We start from the raw sequence: 18,355 nt of genomic DNA, 5'->3' as shown, positions 1-18,355 counted from the left end.
GTGCGACGTCGTACGAGGCCCCCAGCCTATTCGCTGTGTGCGAAGAGCTTGAGCACCGGTACGCCGACCTTGTGCCGGGCCCGGGAGGCCCAGTCCCGGTGGAAGAACTCCTCCACGTAGTGCGGAGCGGTGAGCACGATCACTTCGTCGGCGCCGGACTCGTCGACCACGGTCTTCAGTCTGTCGAGCGGATGGTCCTCGACGACCTGGCCGACGGCCTCGCAGCCGGCCGACCTCAGGGCCGCGAGCGAATGCTCCAGGGCGAGCTCCGCGGGCTTCCGGGCCTCCTTGCCCTCGGGCTCGCCGCCCTCACGGACGGCTTCCTTCAGCTCGCCCATGGCGACGTCGTCGATGGCGCGCAGCAGGAGATCGGCCTGGTCCCCGCGCGGCTGCATGAGCACGATGAACGAGATCGCCTCGTCTCCGTGCAGGGTCGTGACGAAGTCCACGTCGATGGACGTCAGGGGCTTCTCGATCATCAATACGCTTGTGAACACGTCAGGAGCCCTTCTGCGGAAACCATCCTTCCCCGTGCTCGCACGGGGTCCGGGAGTAATAGTGCCCACCCGCGGCTAACCGGAACGACAAAGTCCGCCGATTGTCAGATCCGACGGTAGCGGGTGAAAAGGAACCCGGCCTCCTCCAGCAGCGACGCCAGCGCGAAGCGCTCCGGCACCTCTCTCGACGGACCGCCGGCGATCCGCTGCGCGTCGCCCGCGGTGAGGGTCGGGGACACCGTCAGACACAGCTCGTCGAGGACTCCGGCCGCGACGAACTGGCCGAGCAGTCGCGGCCCGCCCTCGGTGAGCAGCCGCCGCAGACCCCGATCGCCCAGCGCCCGTACGGCCCGCGCGGGATCGACACCGGGACCGTCGCCCGCGATGATCACCTCCGCGCCCGCCTTCTCCGCCGCGGCCACCCGGTCCGGGGCGGCCGCGGCCCCGGTCAGGACCAGGGTGGGCACCAGCGGGGAGGTGAAGAGCGGCAGGCCGAAGTCGAGGTCGAGGCTTGCGCTGACCACGGCGATCGCGGGCGCCGGGCCCTGACCGGCCGCCGCCCTGCGCTCCGCGAAGGCATCCCGGGCCCGGGCCGGACGATAGCCCTCCTGGCGTACCGTTTCGGCGCCGACGACCACCACATCGGCCAGCGCCCGGAGAGTGCCGAAGATCCGCATGTCCATGTCGGACGAGAGAGGCTGCGAGCGGCCCTCGTGCTGCGCAGCGCCGTCCAGGGACGAGACCATGTTGGCGCGCAGCCACACCCCGTCACGGGGATATGCATAGGCGTCGGCCAGCTCGTCGAGGCCCCACTCCCGGTCGGTCGTGTCGGCCGCCGGGTCGGTCACAGGGAACAGGCGTCGCATACCGTGCAGTCTGGCACGGCGGGCAGCGGTTGGGTCCCGCACGGCCCGTGGAGATCGAGGTCCGCGCGGCCCGTAGAGTTGGGGACTGTGTCGACCAGTCCCATAACCGAAGCCGTTCCGCTGTCCCTGTGCGCCCGCGAGCCCCATGTACCCGCCGACCGCCTGGTCGCCGAGATGGTGCCGCCGCCGCGCTTCGACTCGGTCCGCTTCGACACCTACGTGCCCGACCCCAAGCAGGCCAGCCAGGCCGAGGCCGTCACGGTGCTGAGCTCCTTCGCGGGAGGCCTGGGCGGCGCGCACGCCACCGGGAGCGGCCGGCGCCGCTGGTTCGCGAAGAAGCCCGCGGCTCCGGCCGCGCCGCGCGGGATCTATCTGGACGGCGGCTACGGCGTGGGCAAGACCCATCTGCTGGCCTCCCTCTGGCACGCCACGCCCGCCGAGCCGGCCCTCAAGGCGTTCGGCACGTTCGTGGAGCTGACGAATCTGGTCGGCGCGCTCGGCTTCCAGCAGACCGTGAAGACGCTCGGCGGGCACCGGCTGCTCTGCATCGACGAGTTCGAGCTGGACGACCCGGGCGACACCGTTCTGGTGTCGACACTGCTCGGCAAGCTGGTGGACGCGGGTGTCGCACTCGCGGCCACGTCCAACACGCTGCCCGGCAAGCTCGGCGAGGGGCGGTTCGCCGCCGCCGACTTCCTGCGCGAGATCCAGGGACTGTCGGCGCACTTCCGGCCGCTGCGCATCGACGGCGAGGACTACCGCCACCGCGGGCTGCCCCAGGCACCGGCGCCGTTCACGGACGAGCAGGTCAGCAAGGCGGCCCATGCCACCGAGGGCGCCTCGCTCGACGCGTTCCCCCGGTTGCTCGAGCATCTCGCTCGGGTCCACCCCAGCCGGTACGGCGCACTGACGGACGGACTGCGCGCGGTCTGCCTCGCGGACGTACAACCGGTGCCCGACCAGTCGACGGCTCTGCGGCTCGTCGTCCTCGCCGACCGGCTGTACGACCGGGAGGTACCGGTGCTGGCCTCGGGCCTCCCCTTCGACCGGCTGTTCAGTGAGGAGATGCTGAAGGGCGGATACCGGAAGAAGTACTTCCGGGCCATCTCACGGCTGACCGCCCTCGCCCGGGACGCGAAGGAACTCGTCGACCAGTAGATTCCAGTAGGTTGGGGCCGGTTGGGACCGATTCACTGAGTTCATTGGGAAGGGATCCATCATGGCTACCACGCGTCAGGCGCACACCGTCTGGGAGGGCGAACTGCTGAAGGGTTCGGGCGTCGTCACGTTCGACTCCTCCGGTATCGGCGACTTCCCCGTCTCCTGGCCGTCGCGCGCCGAGCAGGCGAACGGCAAGACCAGCCCCGAGGAACTGATCGCCGGCGCCCACTCCAGCTGCTTCTCCATGGCGCTCTCCCACGGTCTCAACGGCGCGGGCACCCCGCCCACCCGGCTCGAGACCAAGGCCGAGGTCACGTTCCAGCCCGGTGAGGGCATCACCGGCATCCACCTGACCGTCGAGGGCCAGGTTCCCGGGCTCGACCAGGAGGGTTTCCAGGCCGCCGCCGAGGAAGCCAAGAAGAACTGCCCGGTGAGCCAGGCGCTGACGGGGACGACGATCACGCTCACCGCAAAGCTGGCGTAGCAACCGCCGTCCCACAAGGCACTGTGACCCGCATGGTTCACGCATCGCCGGATGCGTGGTACACACATGCGGGTCACATCTCCTGTCCTCGCCCATGCAGTGCGGCATGGGCTCCTACAGGGAGTTGCCTCATGTCCGCAGAACGATTCTCCGACGAGCAGCCGTCCGCGACACGACGCCAAGTCCTGGCAGGCACCGGTGCCACCGTCGCCGGGATCGCCTTTTCCGGGGCCTTCTCCGAACTCTTCGCGGGCACCGCCGTCGCCCGCGGCCACTCCGGCTACGGCCCCCTCGTCCCCGATCCTGCGGGACTCCTCGATCTGCCGAAAGGTTTCCGCTACCGGGTCCTGTCCCGGGAGGGCGAACCGCTCCGCTCCGGCGAGGGCCCGGTGCCCGGCAATCACGACGGCATGGCCGCCCTGCCCGGCCGGCGGGGCCGGGTCCATCTGGTACGCAACCACGAGAACCGGCACAACGCCGCGACAGCCGTCCCCACGGTCGCCGGCCTCACCTACGACCCGGCCGCGAAGGGTGGTTGTACGACGCTCACGCTCGACGGCCGGAACAACGTCCTCGACGAGCGGGTCGCCCTCGCGGGTACCGCCGTCAACTGCGCGGGCGGGCCCACCCCCTGGGGCACCTGGCTCACCTGCGAGGAGACCGAGGACAAGGCCGGCACCAACGGCTGCACCAAGGACCACGGCTTCATCTTCGAGGTGGACGGTGCCGACCCGCGCCGCACCGGAGCGGTGCCGCTCACCGCGATGGGCCGCTTCCAGCACGAGGCGATCGCCGTCGATCCCCGCAGCGGCATCGTGTACGAGACGGAGGACGCCTTCCAGAAGCCGTTCGGGCTCTTCTACCGCTTCCTGCCGTCGAAACCGCTCGGCGGGACGGGTTCCCTGCGGGCCGGCGGCACGCTGGAGGCGATGCGCGTTCCCGGAGTGCCCGACCTCTCCGCCATCCAGGAGACCGGTGCACGCTTCGAGGGCGTCGAATGGGTACCCGTACCGGATCCCCAGGCCCGGCAGACCCCCGTCCGGCTGCAGGACTTCGGCCCGAAGGGCATCACGCACGCCCAGAAGCTCGAGGGCTGCTACTGGGGCGGCACCTCCGTCTACTTCGTGTCGAGCTTCGCGCACAGCGCCGAGGGTTCGGCAGCCGACCACTTCGGCCAGGTGTGGAAGTACGAGCCGTACCGGCGCCGCCTCACGCTCGTGATCCTCTTCGGCCCGAGCACGGACATCCGGCTGCCGGGCGAGTCGCCGGACAACATCTGCCTGGCCCCGGGCGGTGGACTGATGGTGTGCGAGGACGGGAACGGCGCTCAGCACGTCTTCGGGCTGACACGGCGCGGCGAGCTCTATCCGATGGCGCGCAACCGCCAGACACTCGCACCTGCCACGGCGGCTGGCGCACCGGACTCTCCCGAGTGGGGCGAGTTCGCGGGGGTCACCTTCTCCCCGGACGAGTCGACGATGTACGTCAACTGCTACACACCGGGCACCACCTTCGCGGTCACCGGGCCCTGGAACTGATCTCCCCGCGCCGTCCGGGAATCCCGGGCGGCGCGACGGGCTCCGCCTCCGGAGCTCCCCGCGCCTCACTGGCGGCAGCGGCCGTGACGGCGGAGGATCAAAACAGGTGCGGGACCGGAAGGGGCACACGGTGACGAAGAACAGCGACGGCGGGAACGCCGGCCGGCTCCGCCATGTGCTCCGGGTGCCTCCCGGCCCGGAAGTCGACCTCGCCCGCCACGACGCCGCCGCCACCCCGGCCGGCCCCGGGGACAAGGCCTCGGGCATCGAGGCCACCGCGGCGATGGCCGAATCCCTCGCCGGCCTGCAGGAACGGCTCTACGCCGCGGGCACGGGCGGTGACCGCCGACGGCTGCTGCTGATCCTCCAGGGCATGGACACCAGCGGCAAGGGCGGCACGGTCAAGCATGTGATCGGCTTCTTCAACCCTTCGGGCTGCCGGATCAAGGCGTTCAAGGCGCCGACCCCCGAGGAACGCGACCACCACTTCCTCTGGCGGATCATGCGGGAGCTGCCTCGCTCGGGAGAGATCGGGATCTTCGACCGTTCGCACTACGAGGACGTGCTGATCGCCCGCGTACGGGAGCTGGCACCGCGCGAACGGATCCGCCGGCGCTACGACGAGATCAACCGCTTCGAGGAGTCGCTCGCCGCGGACGACGTGACCGTGGTCAAGGTCTTTCTGCACATCTCGTACGAGGAGCAGCGCAACCGGCTGCTGCGCCGGCTGGAGAACCCCGACAAGCACTGGAAGTTCAGCCCGGGCGACATCGAGGAACGCGCGCTGTGGCCCGCGTACCAGAAGGCGTACGAACTGGCCCTGGCCCGCTGCTCGACGGCCGCGGCGCCCTGGTACCTCGTCCCGGCCGACCGCAAGTGGTACCGGAACTGGGCGGTCAGCAGACTGCTGCTGGAGCACCTGGAGGAGCTGGACCCGCGGTACCCGGAGGGCGCCTTCGACCCGGTGGCGAGCCGCAGACAGCTGCTCGGGGAGGGCTGAGCCGGGTCCTCTCGAGAACGTGGACGACGTGACCATCCTGCTCCCCCTGTTCCCCTGCCTGTGGAGACCGGATCTCGTGCAGGCGGGAGGGCGGGGCGAGCGGCCGGCCCGCGCCCGGCTCCTGAGCCGCTCGGGTCTGACGGTCCACGTCGACGGCGCGGCGGTCCAACCACCCCTCCCGGCGGGCGAGGCGGGCGAAGACCTACGCCCTCTGCGGTGACGGCACAGGCGGTGGTCCGGTCGAGGGGTCGCCCCCGTGTCGTACGGCGACACGGCTCGGCCGGGAGCGGCCCCGGGCACGACGACGGCCCCGAGCATCCGCCGATGCCCGGGGCCACTGCTCCTTCTCGCCTCAGCCGTGCTGCTGTACGGCTCCGCCGTCACCGACACCCGCGTCGGCGCCGTCACCGGCACCTCCGTCCGCACCCGCGCCCGCATCGGCGGCGCCTGCACCACCGTCACCGGCACCGGCGTCCGCCGCACCGCCGTCAGCCGCACCGCCGTCCTCGGCGCCACCGTCACCGGCACCGCCGTTCACAGCGCCACCGTCCTCGGCGCCGCCGTCACCAGCACCGGCGTCCGCCGCACCGCCGTCGGCCGCACCCGCGTTGTCGCCCGCACCGGCATCGGCGGCGCCACCGTTGTCGCCCGCACCGTCGCCGGCGCCGATCTGTGCGCCGACCGCCTGGAGTGCGGTCGTCACGGGCTGGAAGAAGGTCTCACCGCCCTGGTTGCAGTCACCGCTGCCGCCCGAGGTGAGGCCGACCGCGTTCCCGTCCCTGGTGAACAGGGCGCCGCCGCTGTCGCCCGGCTCGGCGCAGACATTGGTCTGGATGAGACCGGTGACCGTGCCCTCCGGGTAGTTCACGGTGGCGTTGAGACCGGTGACCTGGCCGTCCCGCAGACCCGTGGTGCTGCCCATACGGAAGACCTGCTGGCCGACGGTCGCGTCGGCCGCCTGCTGGATCTGCACCTGCTGGCCGTCGCCCACGTCGACCGAGCTCGGCGCCTGGGTGTTCGGGTCGTCGTAGGTGACGAGGCCGAAGTCGCCCTCGCCGGGGAAGACCGACTCCTGCACCGTGCCGATCGGGGCGCCGCCCTGCTGCTCGGACCACTGCTGGGCCGCGGCGGTGCAGTGGCCCGCGGTGAGGAATCCGGGCTGTCCGTCCTGTGTGGTGACGTTGAAGCCCAGCGAGCAGCGCGAGCCGCCGCCGAAGATGGCGTCGCCGCCCTCGACGAAGGGCTTGAACTCGCCCTTGGACTTCTGGATGCGGGCCACGCCGTCGCCCAGTGCCTCGACGGCGGACTCGACCTTGTCCCAGCGCTGGCCGGTGACGGTACGGTCCGCCGTGACCAGGACCTGGTTCGTCCGCGGGTCGATGGCCCAGGCAGTCCCGGGCACGGTGGCCTTCCGGGAGAGGGACTGTGTGGCGGACTTCAGCGCCGTGGAGCTGTTCTGCACGCTCCTGGCCACCGCGCCGGCCTTCCTGACCTGGACGTTCAGATCGTTGTCGTCGCCGACGACATTGACGACCAGCTGCTGCTTGCCTGCGTCGTAGTAGGCGCCGCCGTAGGACTCACCGAGCTGCTTGCCCAGCTGCTGGAGCAGCTCCGATGCGGATGCCGCGCTCATCTTTCTGGGAGCGTCCGGCTGCTCCCCCGAGCCGGACTGCGAAGCGTTGGCATTCGGCAGCAGTACGGCCGCTGCGGCAATGCCCACCGCCCCGGCTCCTGCGAGAATCGCATTCCGCTTGGGTATTCGCCTGTGACTCAACTCTTCGCCTCCTGCGGGGGTATTACGGACTCGGTCGCCGAGGGGGGGTGACCGGGGGACGCGTCCGACCTTTCATACGGATGGCGGGAGTGGTTCCGTTCATCGTCCCGGTCAGGAAATCTTCTTGACGGTGTGTCAGGGCGAGGCGTTCAAGACATCAGCGGATGATCCTATATTTTCCGCGAGTGACCATTTATGTGCGCAGATTGGCGGCGGCACTGTGCGTGGGCGCCGTGCTCGCCGGATGCGGTGTCAGCAGTGGGGACGGACCCCGGGCCGGATCCCGCACCGTCACCGGGGCCGGCGACGTCACGGCCGCTTCCACCAGCCCCTCCCCGGCCACGACGGCTGCCGGCGCCGCCCCGGAAACCACCGCCGCGAAGCCCCCCACCATGGCTCCCGGCCCGGCCGGGCTGACGCCCGTCTTCGAGCGGGCGCGGTCGTCCCCGGAGTCCTCGCCCGGCGAGAAGACCGTGGCGCTCACCTTCGACGCCGACATGACGGCGGATCAGGGGAAGCGGGCCGCGAGCGGCGAGCGCTTCGACAATCCCGCCCTCATCGCCACGCTCCGTCGGCTGAAGGTGCCCTCCACCGTCTTCATGACCGGCCGCTGGGCCGAGGAGTATCCCGGCCAGGCCTGGTCCATCGGCAACGACCCGCTCTTCGAGATCGCCAACCACTCCTACAGCCACCACGCCTTCGCGTCCCCGTGCTACGGGCTGCCCAAGGTCGCCGAGGACGAGATGGCGGCCGACGTCGCCCGGGCATTCGCGGCGTTCCGCGCGGCGGGCGCAACGAATGTCGTGCCGTACTTCCGCTTTCCCGGGGGCTGTTACGACGACGCTGCACTGCGGGCCCTCGCGCCCGCGAAGCTCACCGCGGTGCAGTGGGACGTGGTGAGCGGGGACGCCTTCGCCAAGGACCCCGACGCGGTCGCTGAGCAGGTACTTGCCGGGGTGGAGCCGGGCTCCCTGGTCGTCATGCACTGCACCCGCAGCGGGGCGCCGGTCACGGAGAGGGCCGTCGAGCGCATCGTGCCGCAGCTGCGCAGGCGGGGCTATCGCCTTGTGAAGGTCTCCGAGCTGATGGCCGGCCGGAGCCACTGAGCCACGTCAACCGGCGCAGGCGGTGCGCTCGGCCTCGCGTCCTTCGCCGCCGGGCAGCGGGTCGCGCCCCGGTTGGACTCGGGTGCCCGGCCCGCTCCCCGCACAGCACACAGTCCGCGAAGGGCCTCGGCCCGACCGGGCGGGACCGCACTGCCGGGACCGAGGACACGCGATGCCGGGCCGTCTCGTCCATGCGTACGGAGCCCAAGGGCTGTCCCGTCCTCCCCGGCGGGCCCACGACCACAGTTGCGGTGCTCCACCGGCCAACGCCGGGAGGCGCCCGCCACGCGCGAGGCCGCGTCACCCGAGTACGTCCGCGGTACGAGGGCGCTCCTCCCCGGCCTCAGGCGCCGGGGGTGGCCCGCGTGCCGCGCTCCGCCGCCACCCGGCTCAGGCCGTGGATCCTGCCGAGATGGACGAGGTACCCGTTCGCGGTGAAGGGGAGGGCTACCGGAAAGCGCTCGGGTACGTACGCCGTGCGCGGCCGCCCCGTGATGCGCCCCTCGGTCGGTGCGTCGATCCCGGCGAGCAGGCGGAGCAGCGTGGACTTGCCACTGCCGTTGGCGCCCTGGACCCGGACCAGGGAGTGCGCGGGCAGATCGTGGTCGATCCCGCGCAGCACCCATGGTCCGGCCAGCCCGTAACGCCGGCCGACACGGCGGAGCCTCAACTGGAGGATGTCTTCTGCGGGGTGGCCTCACTGGGCCTGACGATCACGAAGCCCTCGCCCTGCAGCATCAGCTGGACGGCCTCGCCCGATCCGCCGCGGATCATCGAGCCGATGGACTGCGAGCGGTGGAGGGACGTGTTGAGCTGGGCGCTCCAGCCCACCACCGCGTCGGTGTCGACGTACACCGGCTGCTGCGCGGTGACGGGTATGACGATCGGGGTGCCCTCGCAGATGACGCCGAGCTTTCCGTATCCGGTGAAGACACTGTTGAAGAGCCCGCCGCCGGTCATTCCGGCCCCCTTCACGGTCCTGATCTCGTACGTGAGGGTGGAGTCGAAGCAGAGCACATTGCGGCCGTTGATGGTGAGCGCGTCGCCCTGTTCGATGTCGACGATGAAGCAGTTCGCCGCCTCGTGAGCGAACCAGGCTTCCCCCTGGCCGCGAACGGCCATCAACGGCAGTCCCTCGCCGGTGACGGCGCGCTTGAGCATGCCGCCTATGCCCTGGCCCTTGCGTTCGAACTGGAGGTTCCCGCGAAAGGCGATCATCGAGCCCTGTCGCGCGTGCATCTCACCATTGACCGCATACTTGATCGATTTGGCGTTCTGCAGACTCATGCCGGGAGCGACGGCCTGCTGCGCCATGTTCTCGGTGGCGAAGAGATCGGATTTCATGACGGGCATGCTCCCCCGGAGGCTCTTGTTCCGCCAACATCCGCGGTCCCGGGGGCTGGCAGACTGGACAGGGTGAACAGCATCGACAGTCCCGCCGAGAACCGGGCCGGGAGCCCCTTCCGCCAGGAGCGGACCGCACGCGACGAAGCTCCGCAGTTCGTCCTTCCCCTCGTGGTCCGGGTCGAGAAGGCCGCTCCTCCGTCCCGCACCGACGCCCTGGAATCGGCGGCACGCGCGGTGCTCGTGATGCTCTCCGACGAGCGGTCGGCAGGAGAGGGCGAGTGGGCGCAGGCGATGCGGGACTGGCAGGACGCCCGCATCCGCAAGGTGGTGCGGCGGGCGCGGGGCGCGGAGTGGCGCAAGGCGTCGGCGCTGCCCGGCATCACGGTGACGGGCGGGTCCGCGGAGGTACGGGTGTTCCCACCGGTGCCGCTGGACGGCTGGCCCAAGGAGCTGGTGAAGCTCCAGGTGTCGGGCACGGAGCTGGAGGACGCCGAGGAGCCGGAGGCCACCGGTCCTGGGACGGCCCTGATCTGGCTCAGCCCCGATCTGCGCATGTCGACCGGCAAGGAGATGGCACAGGTCGGTCACGGGGCCCAGCTGCTGTGGTGGGACATGGACGAGGCCGGGCGCAGTGCCTGGCGCGAAGCGGGTTTCCCCCTGGCGGTGCGTACGGCGCGCCCCGGCCAGTGGGCGGACCTCGCCGCGAGCGGCCGGCCGACCGTGCGGGACGCAGGTTTCACGGAGATCGCCCCGGGCTCGGTCACGGTCGTGGCCTGCCGTCCGGAGCGGATCTGAACCGGCGCCGGAGCCGATTGAACGGAACGCCACCCCGCTGCGTACCTTCCGGTACTGCGAAGTAGGTTGAACCGCCGGTTCGGTTGCCGGTCGATTCTGCGATACGCACAACTGCTGGGGAGGAACACTTGCTGCGGCGCATCAACGGGACAGCTCTCATCATCGCGGCTCTGGTCGCAACGGTGGGCGCGCTTGCATTCCCGGTATGGTCCTACGCCGACCGCTCCGGCACGGGTCAGGCGAATCTCAACGCATCGTCCGTGGCGACGCAGTGGGGTCCGCTGACCGCGACCGACCGCGACTTCCTGGTGAAGGTGCGCCTGGCCGGGCTCTGGGAGCTGCCCGCGGGCCAGCAGGCGATCGAGCGTGCGCCGAGCAAGGCGATCAAGGACGCGGGCGACCACCTCGTCGTCGGCCACACCGACCTGGACGTGAGGGCCCGCGATGTGGCGGCGAAGCTAGGCGTCGAGCTGCCGAACCAGCCCAACGAGCAGCAGCAGGGCTGGCTGCGGGAGCTGTCGGCGGCCAGTGGGCGGGAATACGAGGTCAAGTTCGCGAACCTGCTGCGCAACGCGCACGGAAAGGTCTTCTCCCTGGTCGCCCAGGTCCGGCACACCACCCGCAACACTCTGATACGTCAGCTGGCGAGCGACGCCAACCAGACCGTGCTGGACCACATCACCATGCTGGAGGCCACCGGCATGGTGGACTTCGACGCGATCGCCAACGAGGCCGCGGGCGGTGCGACGGCCAGCCCGACGGGCCCGCCGCCGCCGGACGGAAACCTTCCGCCGGCTCCGGCCCCGGCGTCCCCCTCCGGGAACGGGTCGTTCACGTCCGAACCCTCGACACAGCCGGGTGCGCCGACGGCCATCAACACCAACCGCCCGGCGCCCGGTGCCCAGCAGCCCGAGGGACAGCAGGGACAGCAGTCGGGACAGCAGCCCGCAGGACAGCCGTCCGGCCAGCAGCCCGAGGGACAGCAGTCGGGACAGCAGCCCGCAGGGCAGCCGTCCGGCCGGCAGCCCGGGGGACAGCCCGCCCAGTAGCCGCCGGTCCCGTCGCCGGGATCCGGCTGCCCGGAGTCCGGAACCGCCCGGACGACGTCCGGAACCTCAAATGAAGCTCTGAACGTCCCCTCCTCTGGATTCGGCAGGGTCCAGCGGGGCCATGACCCCTGCACACGCAGAGGAGGGGACCCATGAACAAGCCTGTCAGGCTCGGCACCGGTATCGGCTGGCGCCCGGAGCTGGCGGACACCATTGAGCGACTGCCAGGCCTCGACTGGGTCGAGGTCGTCGCGGAGAACGTGTGCCCAGGGCATCTGGCCGACCCCCTGAAGCGCCTGCTGGAACGCGGTGTCACGGTCGTCCCGCACGGGGTGTCGCTGGGCCTCGGCGGCGCCGAGCGTCCCGACCCGGCCCGTCTGACCGCCCTCGCCGAGCGGGTGGAGGCGCTGGGCGCCCCTCTGGTCACCGAGCACATCGCCTTCGTCCGCGCAGGCGGCCCGCTCACGGCCTCTTCCCCGATGGAGGCCGGACATCTGCTGCCCGTCCCGCGTACCAGGGACGCCCTGGACGTTCTGTGCGAGAACGTGCGGATCGCCCAGGACGCGCTGCCGGTGCCGCTCGCCCTGGAGAACATCGCGGCGCTGGTCGCCTGGCCCGGCGACGAGCTCACCGAGGGCAGGTTCCTGGCCGAACTCGTCGAGCGGACGGGCGTGCGTCTCCTCATCGACGTCGCCAACCTGCACACCAACCACATCAACCGCGGCGAGGACCCGCTGGCCGCCCTCGACGAACTCCCCCTCGAGGCGATCGCCTACGTCCATGTCGCCGGCGGCATCGAACGCGACGGCGTCTGGCACGACACCCACGCCCACCCGGTGCCCGACCGGGTCCTGGACATCCTCGCGGAGCTGCGCCGCCGTACGGACCCGCCGGGCGTACTGCTGGAGCGGGACGACGACTTCCCGCCGGAAGGGGAGCTGGCGGACGAACTGACCGCGATACGCAGCACACTGGCGCAGGCACCCGCAGCAGGCCCCGCGCCGGCGGCGCCCAGCCGCCGGGCGCAGAAGGAGGCGGAGGCGGCACCGTCCGGGGCACGTGAGCGAGTGGGGCTGGCGCAGACCGCGCTGCTGTCCGCACTCGTCGCGGGGACACCGGTGCCGGAGGGCTTCGATCCGCAGCGGCTCGGGGTGCAGAGCCGGGCCCTCGCCGCCAAGCGGGCCGATGTGGTGGCCAAGGTGGCGCCCGAGCTCATGGAGATCCTGGGCGCTGACTACAGGCCCGCGTTCCTGGCGTACGCCAGGGGGCGGCCCATGCGCGGCGGGTACCGCAGGGACGCGCTCGACTTCGCCGAGCATCTGCTGATCACCGGAAGGCCCGAGGACATGGCGGCCCGGCGCCGACTGACCCACTGGTGGCAGGACCGGGCCGGAGCCCGGCCGCCCCGCCGTTCGACCCGGATCGTCCGCGCGGCCCGCGCCGCTCTCGTCAGGAGGTGACCCCCGTGCTGTTCAATGTGCTCGCCGTACTGGCGAATCTCGCCATGGCCGTCTCGTCGGCGGGGCTGATCCGCGGGCTCGCGGCCGGCCGCCGCCGCGGCCCCGGCGGTCCCGTGCACGACCTGATGGAGGTCGCCTTCCTCAACGGCGGCCCCGCAAGGGTCGTCGACTCCGCTCTGGCCGCGATGGTCGCGGACGGGCGGCTCGTCGTCGGCGGCCCCGGAATCATCGCCGTGCAGCGGGCCGTGGCCCACGACCCGGTCGAGCGTGCCGTGCTCCAGGAGACCGCCGCCGCGCCGAACGGGGCGCTCCACACCCTGCGGTTGGCGGTGATGCGCAGCCCCGCCGTGCAGGAGATCGGCGACGGGCTCGCGGCACGCGGGCTGATGACCGAGCCCGAGGCCCTGCGTCAGTGGCGGCGCTGGGCCATCGCACAGAGCATCTGCGCCGTCGTCCTGCTTCCGCTCTCGATCCTCCTGACGGTCCTGCAGTACGTCGCGCACGAGGGATTCTCGGACATTCCCTTTCCGTTCGTCGTGAAGATCCTGCCCGCCTTCCTCGGCGGATTCATCATCGGGGTCATCTGCACCACAAACGCCGCCCGCAAGGTCACTCAGGCCGGCAAGCGCGCCGCCGTCGACTACCGCACGTCCCATGCGTACGACGCCCACCCGGGCCACCTCGTGGCGCTGGACGGGCTCCGTGCGCTGCCCGACCCGCTGCTGCGGGAGCAGTTGGTGGCGGCAGCCAGGCTGGTCAGAACCGGCCATGCGCGGCCCTCGTCCCACGACACGTCGGCCGGTGCGCTGCTCGCGGCCCCCGTCGTCGTCTGGTGCGCCGCGTCGCACTCCGGCGGGTCCGGCGGCGGGGGCTGCGGCGGTGCCGGTGGCAGCAGCTGCGGCGGAAGCGGTGGCTGCAGCGGCGGCTGCGGGAGCTCGTCGGGCGGCGGCGGCTCGAGTTGCGGCGGTTCGAGCGGCGGATCCAGTTGCGGCGGAGGGGGCGGATCCAGCTGCGGCGGGGGCAGTTCCGGCTGATTGCACGGAACCGTCCGCCGGACAGCACGACGGAGCGCCCGGCCTGCGTGTCGCAGGCCGGGCGCTCGCTTCGCCCAGCGGTGTACGGGCCGCAGGCAGGAGGCACCTTGCGTCCCCGCATCCGGCGCGCCCCGCACACCATCGGCTCCGGCCCGGCCGTGGTCGCACCGGCGGCGACCATCGCCGTGCTCACGTCGCCCCTCTGGTCGTACGCCTACCGCACGGGCACGGGACAGGCCGGCCTCAGGGCAGGTTCCGAGCCCACGCGGCGGGGGTCCGCTCTCCTCCGCCGACCCGGACTCCATCGTCCGCGTCGGACTCGCGGGGGCTGTGGGAACTCCCCGCCGCCGGCAGGCCGTCGGGCGCGCCGAGCCGCGCCGTCACGGTGGCCGAGCGTCTCGTCGCCGGCCACGGCCACCTCGATGCTCGCGTGCGCGATGTCGCGGCCGGGCCGGGCATGGAGCTGCCCGGCTCGACGCCATCGCCGACGAGGCGACCCAGCACTCGCCGTGCCCGGTGGTCGGGGTGCGCGGCACGACCGGCGGGGAGTGAGCCCGGCCGGTACGCGGGCCGGGCGGCGGCCGTCCGAGGGAGGAGACCCCCGCCCGCCGGTCGGGGACGACGGCTCCGCGTACCGGCCGTCGCAGAACTCCGTACCGATTGCGACATCCCCCGCTCCCCCGTCCCGATGACGGCCCGCCGTCCGGATCGTGAAACCCCCGTGGCGCCCCGACGGTGATCTCGCGTACAACTCGGCCATGTTCTGGCTCCCTCTGCTCGCCATGGCCTGGACCGCCGCCGCCGTCAGCTGCGTCCGGCTCTGCCTCGCCGCCGCCGACGCACCCGGCGACGCACCCGGCGACGACACCGCGGACCACGGCCGTCGGGGCCCCGTCCACGAGCACGAGCACGAGTTGGGCCTGTACGAAGCGGCGTTCCTGGCCGGCGGCCCTCGTCGGGTGGCCGAACTGACCCTCGTCCACATGCACCGCACGCGGCGCCTTCTCCTCGCGCACACCGGCTGGACCACCGTCGTCGACCCCGAGGGCACGGACGACCTGGAGCGTTCGGTGATCCGTGCCGCCGGGCCCACGGGCCAGTCCCGTACCGAAGCGATACGCCGGGCCGCGGCCGACGGCGACGCCGTACGCGCCCTGGCCGACCGGCTGGTGACGGCAGGCCTCGCCGTCCCCGACGAAGCGAGGGCGGGCATGGCCCGTGCCCTGCGGACGGTGCGGGCCGCGTCCGTGCTCACGGTCGCGCTCGCCGCTGCAACGCTGCTGATGCTCCCTCAGGAAGAGGACCTGCCAGGGCATCTCGCCGCCTGGTTCGCGCTCCCCCTCGTTCTCACCCTCAGCTGTCTCGGCATCGCCCGCTTCGAAGTGCGCCCGTACACCCGCTGGGCAACCCCGTCCGGCCGGAGGGTCCTGCGCTTGCTCGCGGAGGAGCCGCGCTCGGACGGCACGGAGCACGCGCTGCTGACCGCCGTCGCCGTGCACGGTGTACGCGCCCTCGACGATCCCGCCCTGCGCTCGGCCCTGACCGACCGGCGCACGACGCATAGGAGTCATTGACGCCGACACCGGACAGCGGTGCTTTACAAGCCGCACTCATGCGGTGATCTTCGTGCCACTGCCGTGGATACGGAGGGACAACACGATGAGAGCACTGGCGCTGTACGGAGCGGTCGGGTCCCTGGTTCTGTCGGCCCTCGTCTCCGTCCCGGCCAAAGGTGCCACCACCGCGGCCGGCCGTGCCCTGCCCCCCATCACTGCGGAGAGCGCGGGCACGGTGATCGCCGCCGCCCGTGCGGAGTCCACCGGGATCTCCTTCGGCGCCTGCCCCGCGGTCGAGGACCTCCCGCCGTACGTCGAATGCGGCACCGTCGCCGTACCTCTCGACTACGCCAGGCCCCTGGGCAGCCGGATCCGGCTCACCGTGAGCCGGGTACGGGCCTCCGGCCCGTCCGAGCGGCGTCAGGGCTCGCTCGTCTACAACCCGGGCGGCCCCGGCGGTTCCGGCATGCACTTCCCGATGGCGTCACGGGCGCCCGCATGGGAGCGGATCGCGGCCGCCTATGACCTCGTCGGCTACGCCCCACGCGGGGTCGGCCGTTCCGCACCGCTTTCCTGCCAGGACCCGGCGGACTTCTCCAGGACCCCCACCCCGGCCCCGGCCGAGCCGTCGGCCTCGTACAAGCAGGAGCGGATCGCCCGGGCCAAGGCGTACGCCCGGGGCTGTGCCCGCAACGCGGGATCTGCGCTACGGCACTACCACTCGCTCAACAACGCCCGCGACCTGGAGGTGCTGCGTGCCGCGCTCCACGAGGACCGGCTCAGCTACCTCGGTGCCTCGTACGGCACGTATCTCGGCGCGCTGCACGCCGCGCTGTTCCCGAGGCATGTCCGGCGCATGGTCCTCGACTCGGCGGTCGACCCGTCACCGGCGAAGATCTGGTACCGGAGCAATCTGGACCAGTCACTCGCCTTCGAGAGCAGGTGGGCCGACTTCCGCGCATGGGTCGCCCGGCACGATGCCAGGTACGGCCTCGGTCCGACACCCGAGGCGGTCCAGCGCAGTTACGAGCTGGCCCTCGCCCGACTGGCCCGCCGGCCGGCCGGCGGCACGGTGGGGCCCGGTGAGCTGCAGCGGACCTTGCTGCAGGCCGGCTACTTCGACGACTACTGGCCACGGCGGGCCGGTGCGCTGTCGGAGTTTCTGCAGGGGAACCCGCGGCCCCTGATCACACTGGCCGCGCCCGACCCTGACGAGGCGGCCGAGGACGAGAACGGCAATGCCGTCTACACGGCGGTCGAGTGCAACGACGCGCCCTGGCCCACGGACTGGAGGGTCTGGGACCGCGACCACAGTGCGCTGGCCCGTCGGGCGCCCTTCGAGACCTGGGCCAATGCATGGATGAATCTTCCGTGCGCGTACTGGCCGGCGCCCCGGCAGCAGCCGCTCGACGTGCGCATCCCTCCCGGGGCGGTGCCGCCACTGCTGATCCTGGCGGCGGAGCGGGACGGGGCAACACCCTATGCGGGGGCGCTGGAACTCCAGCGCCGGCTGGGAGGCTCGGTGCTGGTGACCGAGCGGGACGCGGGTTCCCACGGCATCGCGGGTGGTGACAACGCCTGCGTCAACGGCCATCTGGAGGCGTATCTCCTGGAGGGAAGGACGCCGGTGCGGCGCGCATCGTGCGCGCCGCACCCGCAGCCGGACCCGGTGTCGCTGGAACGGCAGGCGGTGGAGCGCGTACTCCTGCCGCCGGCCGTCTGATCTTCCGGGTCAAGGGAGGCATGGCCGGTGCGGCCCGCCTCCAGGTCGTACGAGCGGCCCGTCAGGCGGAACCGGCCATCGGATCCGTCACGCTCCTGCGCCGCCCCGTGCCCCGTCCCCCGGGGGACCACCCCCGGACCCCCGGCCGGAACCCCTCACGCAAGACCGGCCACCAGTTCCGCCACGCTCCTGCGCCGCCCCGTGCACCGTCCCCCGGGGGACAACCCCCGGCCCCCCGGCCGGAACCCCTCACGCAAGACCGGCCACCAGTTCCGCCACGCTCCTGCGCCGCCCCGTGTAGAACGGGACCTCTTCGCGCACGTGCAGGCGGGCCTCGGAGGCGCGCAGGTGGCGCATCAGGTCGACGATGCGGTACAGCTCGTCGGCCTCGAAGGCGAGGATCCACTCGTAGTCGCCGAGGGAGAACGAGGCAACCGTGTTCGCGCGCACATCCGGGTAGCCGCGGGCCATCTTGCCGTGGTCCGCGAGCATGCGGCGGCGGTCCTCGTCCGGGAGCAGATACCAGTCGTACGAGCGCACGAAGGGGTACACCGAGACGTAGTTGCGCGGTGTCTCGTCGGCGAGGAACGCCGGAATGTGCGACTTGTTGAACTCGGCGGGCCTGTGCAGCGCCATGTTCGACCAGACCGGCTCCAGCGCGCGGCCCAGACGGGTGCGGCGGAAGAGGTTGTACGCCTCCTGAAGCTGGTCCGCGGTCTCCGCGTGCCACCAGATCATCAGATCGGCGTCGGCGCGCAGGCCCGACACGTCGTAGGTGCCACGGACCGTGACGTCCTTGGCGGCGAGCTGGTCGAACAGTTCCTGGACCTCGTCGGCGAAACCGGCACGGTCCTCGGGCAGTACGTCTCGAAGCTTGAAGACTGACCACAGGGTGTAGCGGATGACCTCGTTGAGGTCCTTCGCCTTCTTACCGGCGTTCGGGATCTTTTCGGGCGCACTCATAC

At 71.7% G+C, this 18,355-nt stretch carries 15 protein-coding genes and 2 pseudogenes; 11 read left to right on the top strand and 6 right to left on the bottom strand.

Going from position 1 to position 18,355, the window contains the following annotated elements:
• Positions 1–26 precede the first annotated feature (26 nt).
• Both AC068D_RS00600 and AC068D_RS00595 read right to left on the bottom strand, forming a co-directional pair.
• Complete coding sequence (locus AC068D_RS00600; protein ID WP_478820706.1) at positions 27–497, bottom strand: indole-3-glycerol phosphate synthase; 471 nt, start codon at positions 495–497, stop codon at positions 27–29.
• A 104-nt stretch (positions 498–601) separates the two neighbouring features.
• Positions 602–1,363 carry a pyrimidine reductase family protein gene (locus tag AC068D_RS00595; RefSeq protein WP_478820705.1) on the bottom strand — a complete coding sequence of 254 codons (762 nt, stop codon included), beginning with the start codon at positions 1,361–1,363 and terminating at the stop codon, positions 602–604.
• A gap of 78 nt (positions 1,364–1,441) precedes the next feature.
• Here AC068D_RS00595 and zapE point away from each other — a divergent pair, with 78 nt between their 5' ends.
• The 4 genes from zapE (at position 1,442) to AC068D_RS00575 (ending at position 5,546) form a co-directional block, all read left to right on the top strand.
• Positions 1,442–2,521: a cell division protein ZapE gene (zapE, locus tag AC068D_RS00590; RefSeq protein ID WP_478820704.1), complete on the top strand. Its 1,080-nt coding sequence runs from the start codon at positions 1,442–1,444 to the stop codon at positions 2,519–2,521.
• Between the two features lie 61 nt (positions 2,522–2,582).
• On the top strand, positions 2,583–3,008 hold the full coding sequence (locus tag AC068D_RS00585; protein WP_478820703.1) for an OsmC family protein: 426 nt from the start codon (positions 2,583–2,585) through the stop codon (positions 3,006–3,008).
• 131 nt (positions 3,009–3,139) lie between these two features.
• Positions 3,140–4,546 carry an alkaline phosphatase PhoX gene (locus AC068D_RS00580; protein ID WP_478820702.1) on the top strand — a complete coding sequence of 469 codons (1,407 nt, stop codon included), beginning with the start codon at positions 3,140–3,142 and terminating at the stop codon, positions 4,544–4,546.
• Between the two features lie 130 nt (positions 4,547–4,676).
• Positions 4,677–5,546, top strand: coding sequence for a PPK2 family polyphosphate kinase (locus AC068D_RS00575; RefSeq protein WP_478820701.1), 870 nt, complete (start codon positions 4,677–4,679; stop codon positions 5,544–5,546).
• 352 nt (positions 5,547–5,898) lie between these two features.
• On the opposite strand, the gene AC068D_RS00570 is transcribed toward AC068D_RS00575, so the two are convergent.
• Complete coding sequence (locus AC068D_RS00570; RefSeq protein ID WP_478820700.1) at positions 5,899–7,320, bottom strand: S1 family peptidase; 1,422 nt, start codon at positions 7,318–7,320, stop codon at positions 5,899–5,901.
• Between the two features lie 164 nt (positions 7,321–7,484).
• On the opposite strand from AC068D_RS00570, the gene AC068D_RS00565 reads away from it, so the two are divergent.
• Positions 7,485–8,426 (top strand): polysaccharide deacetylase family protein, encoded by a 942-nt coding sequence (locus tag AC068D_RS00565; RefSeq protein WP_478820699.1) that lies wholly within the window; start codon positions 7,485–7,487, stop codon positions 8,424–8,426.
• A 370-nt stretch (positions 8,427–8,796) separates the two neighbouring features.
• Here the strand turns inward: AC068D_RS00565 and AC068D_RS00560 are convergent.
• Together AC068D_RS00560 and AC068D_RS00555 are read right to left on the bottom strand one after the other, a co-directional pair.
• Positions 8,797–9,105, bottom strand: a pseudogene (locus AC068D_RS00560) (ATP-binding cassette domain-containing protein); the annotation flags it as partial.
• On the bottom strand, positions 9,093–9,770 hold the full coding sequence (locus tag AC068D_RS00555; protein ID WP_478820698.1) for an AIM24 family protein: 678 nt from the start codon (positions 9,768–9,770) through the stop codon (positions 9,093–9,095). The pseudogene AC068D_RS00560 and the gene AC068D_RS00555, both read right to left, overlap by 13 nt.
• Positions 9,771–9,851: 81 nt before the next feature.
• On the opposite strand from AC068D_RS00555, the gene AC068D_RS00550 reads away from it, so the two are divergent.
• From AC068D_RS00550 to AC068D_RS00525, 6 genes and pseudogenes are all read left to right on the top strand, one after another.
• Positions 9,852–10,568 (top strand): peptidyl-tRNA hydrolase, encoded by a 717-nt coding sequence (locus AC068D_RS00550; protein WP_478821367.1) that lies wholly within the window; start codon positions 9,852–9,854, stop codon positions 10,566–10,568.
• A 131-nt stretch (positions 10,569–10,699) separates the two neighbouring features.
• A pseudogene (locus AC068D_RS00545) lies at positions 10,700–11,440 on the top strand (DUF4142 domain-containing protein); the annotation flags it as partial.
• A gap of 329 nt (positions 11,441–11,769) precedes the next feature.
• Positions 11,770–13,077 (top strand): MbnB/TglH/ChrH family RiPP precursor modification enzyme, encoded by a 1,308-nt coding sequence (locus AC068D_RS00540; protein WP_478820697.1) that lies wholly within the window; start codon positions 11,770–11,772, stop codon positions 13,075–13,077.
• Positions 13,074–14,111, top strand: coding sequence for a TIGR04222 domain-containing membrane protein (locus AC068D_RS00535; RefSeq protein WP_478820696.1), 1,038 nt, complete (start codon positions 13,074–13,076; stop codon positions 14,109–14,111). Before AC068D_RS00540 ends, AC068D_RS00535 begins: the two co-directional genes overlap by 4 nt.
• Positions 14,112–14,869: 758 nt before the next feature.
• Positions 14,870–15,685 (top strand): TIGR04222 domain-containing membrane protein, encoded by an 816-nt coding sequence (locus AC068D_RS00530; protein ID WP_478820695.1) that lies wholly within the window; start codon positions 14,870–14,872, stop codon positions 15,683–15,685.
• 85 nt (positions 15,686–15,770) lie between these two features.
• Positions 15,771–17,390 carry an alpha/beta hydrolase gene (locus AC068D_RS00525; protein ID WP_478820694.1) on the top strand — a complete coding sequence of 540 codons (1,620 nt, stop codon included), beginning with the start codon at positions 15,771–15,773 and terminating at the stop codon, positions 17,388–17,390.
• Positions 17,391–17,639: 249 nt separating this feature from the next.
• On the opposite strand, the gene hemQ is transcribed toward AC068D_RS00525, so the two are convergent.
• Positions 17,640–18,353, bottom strand: coding sequence for a hydrogen peroxide-dependent heme synthase (gene hemQ / locus AC068D_RS00520; protein WP_478820693.1), 714 nt, complete (start codon positions 18,351–18,353; stop codon positions 17,640–17,642).
• Between the last annotated feature and the right edge of the window lie 2 nt (positions 18,354–18,355).

This window comes from Streptomyces sp. NPDC043861 (assembly GCF_056435905.1).
Note: the sequence above shows the minus strand (reverse complement) of the source record. Positions and strands in the feature narration are given on the sequence as shown.